This window comes from Coxiella endosymbiont of Ornithodoros amblus (assembly GCF_019425495.1).
Taxonomy (GTDB): Bacteria; Pseudomonadota; Gammaproteobacteria; order Coxiellales; family Coxiellaceae; genus Coxiella.
Genome location: NZ_VFIV01000010.1, coordinates 22863 through 33645, shown reverse-complemented (window position 1 = coordinate 33645; position 10783 = coordinate 22863). Strand labels below are relative to the sequence as shown.

The following is a 10783-nucleotide window of genomic DNA, read 5'->3' as shown; positions in this document are numbered from 1 at the left end:
TTTGTAGCACTAATACGAAAAATTATTGTTATCCCCAATGCCAGATTAAAAAATTTGAACAGAAAAAAATCGCTAGTTGCGGTATCGCTCGTGAAACTGTGAATAAGGTGTATAAAATTACTATTTAACGGAAGGAGCTGATGGATTGAAGGTTTCCAATAATGTTTTGGTAGGTTCACATTGATTTAAAGTATAAAAATGAAGTCCTGGGACCCCGTAATCGATTAAATCTTTACAGAATTTCGTTACCGCTTCAACGGCCCTAAGCTTTCAATGAGGATTTATCATTATTATAAATTAAGACTCTAACCGTTTATACAACCATCGCGGTATTTCTATAGCACACGTTTTTAAAAATCAAACTAACTTATCAAAATTGCTGATGGGCATGATTCCAGGAACAATAGGTGCTTCATTCCCACGTTTCGACAGGCATCAACAAATTAAGATAAGCATCGCGATAAAAATATTGCGGAATTGCTCCATTAGCACCGGCAGCGATTTTCTGTTAAAAATTTTTAAGCGATTCCTGAACTGTTCTCGTCTCAGTATGAAAATAATCGCCGATTAATTTACGAATATAGGCGACTAAATTTTTATTGGCGTAATTAAAATCACCATTCGTTATATCTTCAAAAGGCAAATCACCCCGTAACACAACGATGCGCTTAATACCTAAAAGCTGATCATTATTGAGTAAATCGAATATAGAGGTTTTCGAAAGACCAATGCAAGTTAAATGAGGCACCACTTCAATGAAGTCTTGACGCAAAGCACGGACAACGCGCATCGTTTTATCCTGAAGGGTTCGGCAGACTGACTTTGAGTTCTCGAACCCTTTCAGAGTTTCTAGGCAGAAACAACTTAAAGCTCAGAGAAAGATGCAACCCGTCCATGACATTTGTCTTTTGATTTTAAGTGCTTGCAGGTTGCAGTCTAAACCTATTGTCGGTCTTTTTTCACTAGAAAACCTTGCGTAAATGTTTCGCACCATCTACCATCCTGCTGAGTGCTTCTTTCGTTTCTTTCCAATTTCGCATCTTCAATCCACAATCCGGATTAATCCATAAACATTCAATAGGAATATATTGAAACGCTTACACCCCCAACTCTTCAATTTCAGCCACTCACGGGATACGTGGCCAATGGATATCGTAAATGCCTGGCCAGATATCGTTTGGATACGCGAATTTTTCAAAGGATTTTATTCCCATTTCAGGACGGGAATTTTCGATGGTGATAACATCGACATCCAACGCAGAGTCGTTTCAATAATATCGTTAAATTCGGAGTAACACATGTGGGTATGAATTTAGGTTTCGTCTTTTAACCCCACAAAACGCTAAGCAAAAGCACTTCACCGCCAACTCCAAATAATCTTGTCAATCCGCTTTTCGCAATGGCAAGCATTCATGGAACTCAGGCTCATCAATTTGAATCACTCAAACTCCGCTTCTTTCAAAATCCTGCACCTCATCGCACAATGCGAAAGCGATTTGTTTGGCTGTTTACGAACGAGGCTGATCGGTCGCGTACGAATGACCAAGCTAATATGCTAACGGGCCTCTTAACATCCTTTTAACCGACTTAGTCGTTAAAGACTGGGCGTATTCGATCCACCCCAGAGTGTCATTGCCCATTCACGACTCACATCCCAAAAAATAATGGGCGGTTTAACACAGCGGGAACCGTAATTTTGAACTCATTCATTGCTCGTGATCACTATTCCATCGAACAATTCCCGAAATACTCCACCATGTCATTGCGTTCGCGCTCACCGCGAACGAAAACGTCTAAACCAAGCTTAACTTGAATGTCAATGATTTCAGCAATTTCTTGACGAATTTTCTCTTGGTAGAGGGAATCATCTATTTTCCCTTGCTTATAATCACACTACAAGCAGAAAATCTGGAAGGTTTGTGGAAAAGAACCGATCGTTGTCGTTGGAAATAACGGTAAATTTAATTGCGCCGTTTGTTTATTTTTTCAAATCGAATGTTCATGTTAACGCCGCATCAAACGTTCGGTAACGCTTGCTGCCATGTAGGATGCAAATCCAAAACGAGAATAGCCTCGTCCACTTGTATCCATTCGATGCCCAGAGAAGAAAGTTGCTGAAAAATTTTTGCATAAACCGGAAATAATTTTGTAAGCAAAAGCAATTTATTAAACGATTCCCCCTTTGCACTTGCCTAAGCATAAAAAAGACAGCAGACCTAAAATAACCAACCGGTTTTGCGCAATAATTATTTTCTAACGCCAGTTTCGTAGATTTAAATAAATCGTCGTGGCGTAACTCAAAATTTTGGTTTGTAGTGAATTCGGGAGCGATATAATGGTAATGGTATCAAACCATTTTGTCATTTCGCACGTTGAAGTTTCAACAATACCGTTCGGCGCTTGTGCACGCACCATGTAGGACACAGTGTCTGTTTGTTATATTTGGAATTAAGCGTTTTGAGAAACGCGATGGGATAGCCCCACCCTTACCGCCATGTTAAGCACGCGATCGTACCAAGAGAAATCCCCACTGGAATCAAATCCACTCCCGCTTCCACTTGGATCTTCCAATTCGTAAGTTGTAATTCGATCGCCTGTTGTTAGAATTGTTGTTGCGAAATTTCACCGCGCCAATAAGACTTCAGGTTTTTTATCTCTCATTTAACTCCAATGCGCAAAGCCTAAATTATGTGCATAAACCACGTCGTACCTCCTATTGTGACGTTAGACAATGCCGGAAATTGACAGAAAAGTGCTAGACGGGATAACTAAGTGCACCGCTTTAGCTGTTTTTTTAATGCCCGCAAGCTGATTATCAAATCGGCATATTTTTAACATAACGAAACTTCTTAAAATAGCGCAACAATTTTTACAAGCTGGCCGAAGAGCTTAGAATTTCTGTTTTGTGGCTTTTCTCACAAAACGCAAAGTTTCATTGGCAATTTCGTTGACCCGCTCGGCACCTTCATTCAAAATTCTTTTCACTTGAGCAAAGTCATTTTCATATTCAGCCCGTCGTTGTTGAATGGGATTGAGAAATTCTAATAATACTTCAACCAATCGTTTTTTACATTCCACATCACCAATTCGACCTTCTCGGTAACGGGTTTTCGCCTCGTCTACCCAATTTTTATCGGGGTTAAATATGTCGTGAAAAACCCACAGCGGATTATTTTCAACCGTTCCGGGGTCGGTCGCACGAAGACGTTTGGGGTCAGTGTACATATTCATAATTTTTTTCTGCACCATATCTGGCGGATCGCTTAAAAAAATAGCATTATTTAATGATTTGCTCATTTTCAATAATTGACCATTTCTGCCAGGCTTGCCTGTGCCAACCAATCGCCGCACGCGCCCAACTTTCGTTTCCGGTATTGGAAATAATCCACCCGCCTTAGGATAATCTTTATCTTCCGTATGAGAGTCGACGCCGCAATACATTTGATTAAAACGTCGAGCTACTTCACGAGTCATTTCTAAATGCGGAATTTGATCTTCTCCTACTGGCACCACTTGCGCGCGAATAGCTAAAATGTCGGCCACTTGCAGGATAGGATACAATAAAAAACCCATCGAATAATTATCACCCAATTCTTTGTCCCGAATCTCATCTTTAATCGTTGGATTTCGCATCAAGCGAGAAAAAGGAATCAACATGCTGAAAAACGCGGCTAATTCAAAAATCGCCGGCACATCGGATTCAATAAAAATAGCACTTTTGTCGGGATCGATACCCGCCGCTAAATAATCTAAGGTAATATCTATGCTACTTTGTCGAATGTCCGCCGGCCGATCGACCTGCATGGTGAAGGCATGCGTATTAGCCAGCAAAAAATAACAATCATTGTCATCTTGCAACGCCACCCGATTTTCGATCGACCCTACCCAATGCCCCAAATGTAACCGCCCCGTCGGCGTGTCGCCCGTGAGAAGACCCGTTCTATGTGAGGATTTAATCATGGCGTCATCATCGCTGGTTAGCGAAGTGCTGTCAACGGGAGTTTATCAAATGAGTTCGATTCCCCTCAGCATCGTTAGAGTTGAGACGATGCGTCCTCAGAAACAAACTAACCCGCTCCCCGAATCTAAACTGGGAATTTTCCTGCCCTCCATTAACCTCCTGCCGAAAGGATAATGTAGACGTATCGGAAAGACAACGAACCTTGAATTGAGGAGAGGGGTACGGCGGACTAAAAAACAAAACTGGCGATCTAACGGGGATACTTCCTACAGGGCTATAATAGTCTACCAAGTAGAAGAAAAAATAAACCCAATGGAAAGAGACAACCATCCTCTTTTTTCTTCCTCAGCTGACAGCTCATTCATTAGCAACGGGAGAAAAGAAGATACTTTCTCACGTTTCAAACGTATTGTCTTTGTAGTGAGTGACTATTTGAGTCTGTTGAAAATAATCTGCAACGCCATGAATAAAAGCGTTATTTTCTTTGGAATTGGCTAAGGCTGAACGCCACAGAAGTTCTTTTGAATGATAAGAGCAGTGCTACAAATGTTTTTGAGACTCAACAAAAAATACAACAAATATTGCTTAGAGTTTATTAGCGCCTCCGACAACAGAAGAAGCCTCGTGGGTTCGTTGTACGACGCCTCATGTGCATCACGCGATGCTTTATGAAACAAAAAGACACGATCTAAAAAACTTATCATTTGCCGATATTCCTTCTGGACACTCTTGACCTAGCAGAATTCCATTCTCCTTCTTTACACACATTGCGTCGACAATTGCCTGCGTGCCCTTTTCCTCATTACCTGTTCCTCCTCATTGTCCATTCGGAATGAGGCCCATCGGTTAGATTGATCAATCACCTCTGGAAATAGCTCAAAACAATGCTTTGAAAGTACAATAATCGCCATTTATTTGAGGAGTAAGGTTTTTCTCCAATTTGTTTCCTCATTAAACCCCAATAAACGGTACTTACTTATGCGAAACCCAGAGTTTCTAAACTTTTCTAGCTCACGTTTTTCCTCGTAACTTTCGTTCATACAATTTGGCATTTTGAGTCCCCTTCTACCTATTGACTATCTAAGTATACAAAACTATGCTTAAAAACATATGAAGTAATTTACTTAGAGGTTGCCTTGAGCAACCGCGTCGTTCAGAATGATACCTGGGAAAGTTGATTTGTCTTGTGGAAAGGAATTAAAACAAAGGACCCATTTTCATCTCTTCCCTTGATAGGATCTCCTCCTCTAATCCAAGCTTATCCTCTAAGTTAAACAGGCCTACTAGATTGTCCATTCGAAATTTCATCGGCAGAAAAGCTTCGGACTCTCGATTATCAACCGAAGTTGGCTTCGCGGATTTCACTTCGACTTCAACTTTAGAATTTGCATTATTTGTATCATTGCGCATAATAATGTTCCCACTTTTTACGGAACTTCTAGAAAAACTGAACCTTTATAATAACTGTTGTTATTCAAAAAAACTACTTACAAGATCATTGACTTCATTCTCCTCATTACTACCCCCTCAGAGGATAAACATAAAGTTGGATTGCATTCAGAAAATAAAGAGTTTCGCAATGAAAAAGAGTTTCTACCATCTAGTAAGTTCTCAAGCTTAATAAAGGAGCTCTCAAATCAGCTTCAAAGCATTTGGTGGGCTAGAAAAGAAAGAAGAGGGATATCCCCCCAAAGGACCAGGTGGAGTTCATAGGCTCGTCACTTTCTTTTTCTTTTTAAGAGCTTGCTAGGCGGTGAAACTAACAAGGGTGGAGGATTGGGGTTAGATATCCTATTTCCTCTGTTAAAATCTGGGGATTGAGGAGGAGTATCCATGGGTACAGGTTCTGAATGGCTCTGATTCTTGTTGCAAGAGTTGTCTCTTTAATTCTTCCAATAACGAAACACTTCCTCCTTTTCCCTCTTTTTCTTAATCTTTAGTACTGCTGAAAAAATTGCTTCTTCCGTAAGGTTAAATTCCTGCAGTTCCTTAAACACACCAGTGGTATTAGAAAAATCAAGCAACTCCTTTAAACAACTCTTGAACTCCCTTTTTCTAAAGTGGCAAGTTAACAGATTTTTGCTAGCTTTTACCCTGTAATTAAGTTAAGTGCCCAATCCTATCACTAAAAGAAAATGATCCTTGATAACAGTATCCTCAAATAATAAAGCTTCTAATGTAGCGTTAATTAATTCATTTGGTGGATTATCAAAGTTTTTAATAAGGGCAATAAAGTTATTTATAATTTTTTTCTGGCATTCGAGCCTTAATCCAAGGATAAATTGCTATTCGCTTCTCGTACCACTGGGAGGTTATCGAAGACAAAAGCGGACCTACATCTGTTATCTGTGTGTTTAGGCATTTTAAGCTTCCATAAAAGAAATGAATCTAATTGTCTAAAGTATATCAGCTAATAGAAGATATGGACTGAACGCAACATTCTAACTTAGCTCCTTATCGCGCGGTAACTTTTCTTTATTAAAGTACTTATTAACAAAGAGTAGCAACTAATTTTTGACTCCTACAGTTCTGTCATTCGCGTAGTCGGAAAAGACGAATTCAAATTAAAAAATTTCGGCTTGCTATTTTTCAGAGTCGGTCTAACTCTTGAAAATCGGACCGTCTAATCGCTCACTTTGGGCTCTTAGCGCCAAAGAATGGAAAGAATCTCGCCATTCCTATACCACTTCGGTACAATAAGCGGCATGGAAAATTTGAGTCTGTTGGAATCGCTAAATTCGCGGCAAAAAGAAGCAGTTACGTCACCATTTGACCATGTGTTGGTACTGGCCGGCGCAGGTAGTGGGAAGACGCGGGTGTTAACGCATCGTATTGCTTGGCTGATCCAACAAAAAAATGTTTCGCCTTACAGCATTCTGGCCGTGACGTTTACCAATAAAGCGGCATATGAAATGCGGGGGCGGATCGAGTCGATGCTGGATATGCCGATGGGCGCGATGTGGGTAGGGACCTTTCATGGTTTAGCACACCGATTGCTCCGCGCTCGCTGGAAAGAAGCTGGATTGCCGAAGTCGTTTCAAATTATCGATACGGATGATCAATACCGTCTTATCCGTCGCATGCAGCTGAGTCTCAATTTAGAAGAGTCTAAATGGCCGCCGAAACAAACCCTGTGGTTTATTAACAAACAAAAAGAAGAAGGACGGCGTTCGCATCAAGTTTTCGATAGTGATAACAGGTATTTTACGGAAACGTTAGTCAAAGTGTACAAAGCCTATGAAGATGTTTGTAACCAAAGCGGGCTTGTGGATTTTTCGGAATTATTATTACGGACGTTAGAATTGTTGCGCGATTCGGCCACGCTTCGCGAGTATTATCAGCAGCAATTTCAGCATATTTTGGTAGATGAATTTCAAGATACCAATACCATTCAATACGCTTGGCTAAAAGCGCTAGCAGGCAAGCAGACCGTTTTCATGGCAGTGGGCGATGACGATCAATCGATTTATAGCTGGCGCGGTGCAAAAATTGAAAACATCCATCATTTTTCCCGCGATTTTACTGGTGTGAAAACCATCCGTTTAGAACAAAATTACCGTTCAACGCAGACGATTCTCGATGCCGCCAATGCTGTTATCGATAACAATAAAAATCGCTTCGAAAAAAAATTATGGACCGACAGCCACACTGGCGAACCCATCACTTTATACACGGCGTTTAATGAGCGTGACGAAGCTTTTTATGTAATTTCTTGTATTGACGCGTGGGTTCGTCAGGGCCGCTCTTATAAAGACGTCGCTATTCTTTATCGTTCGAATGCACAATCTCGTTTATTTGAAGAATGCCTGATTGATTGGCAAATTCCGTATCGTATTTACGGTGGCTTAAAGTTTTTTGAGCGCGCTGAAATTAAAGACGCGTTGGCATATTTACGACTGCTGGCGAATCGAAACGACGACGCCGCTTTTGAACGCGTTGTGAATGTCCCAACGCGCGGCATCGGAAATAAAACGCTCGTGGCATTGCGCATAACTGCACGCAATCACGCTTTTTCCCTTTGGCAAGCCGCTCAGCATTTAATTACCAATCAGACGTTGAATGCACGCGCGCTCAACGCGTTACAGCACTTCATAAAATTAGTTGACCGATTGCAAGACGAAACCAAAAATCTGTCGCTAGTGAAACAAACCGAAAAAATGCTGATTGAAAGCAATTTACTCGCTTTGTATAAAAAAGATAATAGTGAAAAAGGGATTTCGCGTGTTGAGAATTTAGAAGAATTGATTAATGCGGCCTCTCAATTCACACCAACGGATAATTTAGCGTTATCCCCATTGGATGCTTTTCTTTCTGATGTCGCGTTGGAAACTGGCGAAGAACAAGCAAGCGCACACAGAAATTGTGTGAGCTTAATGACTCTACATGCGGCGAAAGGTTTGGAATTTCCATTAGTGATTATTAGCGGTCTAGAAGAGGATTTATTTCCGCATCGTATATCTATCGATGCTGCTAACGGTTTAGAAGAAGAACGTCGTTTGTGTTACGTTGGCATGACGCGTGCGCGGGAAAAATTAATTTTTTCCTATGCGGAAAGCCGCCGTCTGCACAGTTTGGAAAAATTCAATCAGCCGTCCCGATTCATTCAGGAAATTCCACCGGAATTAATCGATGCCGTTCGCCCCACTCCTAAAATAACGTGCCATGCTACAATCACTTCTACTCAAAAATCTCTGGTGGGTGAGACGGGTTATTACGTTGGGCAGCGCGTGAGTCATAAAAAATTCGGGACGGGCATTATTATTAATTACGAAGGCCATAGCGAACATGCGCGCTTGCAAGTGAGATTCAATTACCACGACACAAAATGGCTGGTCGCTAGCTATGCCAAACTGGAAGCCTTAACGTGATTGCGTGGTCAGTGGTCCTCGGATTTACCAAGTATCCCGATGCTGCTAATGATCGTCGGTGGTATTTTAATTTTCTCAAGAAACCTTCGCCTTCTTTAACCAGGGCGGTTCGGCATTTGGCTGTGGTGTTGTTTTTTTCAGCAGTGGCTGCCGAACTGATTCCTGTCTTTCTTCATCATCAGATGCGATGGGTTATCATTATCGGCTCCGCTGCCGGCGTTGTTGTGATGTTTCTGACAGAATGGTTCGCGGATAAATTTTCCACTTCAACTCGTCATTTTAAACGATTACTGTCCCTGATTATTGTTGTCGCTATTGACGTTTTTATCGATGGCATTCTTGTCAGCATTTCTTTCTTAGTAAATTCACGAAGCGGCATTATTATTGCCTTGGCGCTGGCTTTGGAAACGCTTTTTCTCGGGATGGCCGCCACATTAAAAATGGCAGCTAATAAAGTTCACCACGCCCTCGGTGTTTTTGTGATTTTTCTTACTGGCTTATGTATATTGATCGGTGCCTCGTTGGGTTTTGGAATCGTTTCCAGATTATCCCCTAATTTTCGAATCACTATCACCGCGTTTGGTGTTGATACGCTGCTTTATTTAGTCGCCGAAAAATTACTTACCGAAGCACAAAAAGTTCCAGAAACACGCCTGGCCACTATCACTTTTTGCCAGATTTTTAATTGTTTTGCTTGTGCACTAAACAGAGGGTGTTTGAAATTTTAGTTAATCACCTTCAATTCCCTAAGGTGTTGGGTCTCCGCGATCTCAAGAACCATCGCAGTCAGGAAAGCCACCATTGCCTCCCCGCTAGGGAGGTCCAAAAGTTAATATGAGAAGTTATCGATTCTTCCACTTTTGTCTCTTCATTGCTTGTTCTTCCAATTGTCTCAATAACGGGGAGATGTTGTGATCATAATGATTGACCAAACCAAGGTGAGAAGGAGCTTAAAAGACGTTCAATTACACCTTCTTGATATAAAATGCAGAAATATCTCTAAACAACCTGTTGAGGTAGCCTCAGCATAAAATCTTTGAGGACTCTTAAACGTGGGTTTTCATTCTGAGGATGTGTATCCATTTTATTTTCTTCTGTTTCCCTATCAATGTTTTCTGAAAAATGATGCTGAAGGGATAGCCCTTTCGTTGAGCAATATTGGTTTTAAGATCTGGGCCTGAGTTTCCAAATCAACACCGTTCGGATAAAGCCAGGCCATTAATTTGACCTCGGCTAATCCGCACACGAATATTATTCCATTTTTCTCGCGATCTTCTTCCCCACCCCCTGAACACGCCGTAATTAGATCATCTTGTGTGATGAGGGTAGTTTCGGCAAAGAACCCCGGAATATAATGAGGATAAACGAGGTACGAATCGCTATGAAATTAAACTCACGAGACATGTTATTTCCTGAATTTTATTAATTTTATTTTTTAAATAATATGACAGACACCGGCATGCCAAATCATACCGACTCAAGTTTTTTAGAAAAATGAACGCATTTTTTTATGCAATGCTAGTAGGGATAAGAATTAGTATAGTGTTAAAAAATCGTTTTTGCAAACCTTGTTCAAATCCTTGTTGCAATTCTTTTTGAAGTCCAAATCGTTCAACAATACTAATTATAAGCCATCTTTTCTTCTACCTTCCAATGATAAACTGTTTCTTGATATTCTATCTCAAGTTCCTGTGGTAAGTGATTCACCCAATGAATGAAGAAGTTCATAGCCATTTCAATTTTTAGGTTTCGTCATTCCCGCACAGGCGCCTAGGCGTCAAGTTAAGCATAAACCCCTCCTAATGACTGTAAATTTGATGCTCTCTTTCGCCTTGTTCCTTTCAAAGCTCCTTGATACAATGGGCACTACTATTACCCACTCATGCTGGAGAGCGAAAAACTTAAACCCCGTGGCCCCCGCGGGGGCATTTGCTGTATTATTGAAGCATACAAA

At 41.0% G+C, this 10783-nt stretch carries 3 protein-coding genes and 4 pseudogenes; 2 read left to right on the top strand and 5 right to left on the bottom strand.

What is annotated here, in order from left to right; translation table 11 throughout:
- Nucleotides 1-124 precede the first annotated feature (124 nt).
- The 4 genes and pseudogenes from FIV31_RS02515 to FIV31_RS02500 all read right to left on the bottom strand — a co-directional run bounded on the left by FIV31_RS02515 (nt 125) and on the right by FIV31_RS02500 (nt 5371).
- Nucleotides 125-896 (bottom strand): annotated as a pseudogene (locus FIV31_RS02515) (methylenetetrahydrofolate reductase).
- An 18-nt stretch (nt 897-914) separates the two neighbouring features.
- Nucleotides 915-2529 (bottom strand): annotated as a pseudogene (locus FIV31_RS02510) (5-methyltetrahydropteroyltriglutamate--homocysteine S-methyltransferase); the annotation flags it as partial.
- A gap of 360 nt (nt 2530-2889) precedes the next feature.
- Nucleotides 2890-3960, bottom strand: coding sequence for a tryptophan--tRNA ligase (trpS, locus tag FIV31_RS02505; protein ID WP_280123688.1), 1071 nt, complete (start codon nt 3958-3960; stop codon nt 2890-2892).
- A gap of 1198 nt (nt 3961-5158) precedes the next feature.
- A complete protein-coding gene (locus FIV31_RS02500; RefSeq protein ID WP_280123687.1) occupies nt 5159-5371 on the bottom strand; it encodes a hypothetical protein in 213 nt (70 codons plus the stop codon).
- A gap of 1286 nt (nt 5372-6657) precedes the next feature.
- Here FIV31_RS02500 and uvrD point away from each other — a divergent pair.
- Together uvrD and FIV31_RS02490 are read left to right on the top strand one after the other, a co-directional pair.
- Nucleotides 6658-8829 carry a DNA helicase II gene (gene uvrD, locus FIV31_RS02495; RefSeq protein WP_280123691.1) on the top strand — a complete coding sequence of 724 codons (2172 nt, stop codon included), beginning with the start codon at nt 6658-6660 and terminating at the stop codon, nt 8827-8829.
- Nucleotides 8826-9534, top strand: a pseudogene (locus tag FIV31_RS02490) (ZIP family metal transporter). The gene uvrD and the pseudogene FIV31_RS02490 overlap by 4 nt, the downstream one beginning before the upstream one ends.
- 851 nt (nt 9535-10385) lie before the next feature.
- On the opposite strand, the pseudogene FIV31_RS02485 reads toward FIV31_RS02490, so the two are convergent.
- Nucleotides 10386-10548: pseudogene (locus FIV31_RS02485) on the bottom strand (hypothetical protein); the annotation flags it as partial.
- Nucleotides 10549-10783: the final 235 nt, after the last annotated feature.

Excerpts from the sequence above, each read along its gene's own strand:
- trpS (WP_280123688.1), bottom strand. The coding sequence starts at position 3,960 with ATGATTAAATCCTCACATAGAACGGGTCTTCTCACGGGCGACACGCCG.
- FIV31_RS02500 (WP_280123687.1), bottom strand. The coding sequence starts at position 5,371 with ATGCGCAATGATACAAATAATGCAAATTCTAAAGTTGAAGTCGAAGTG.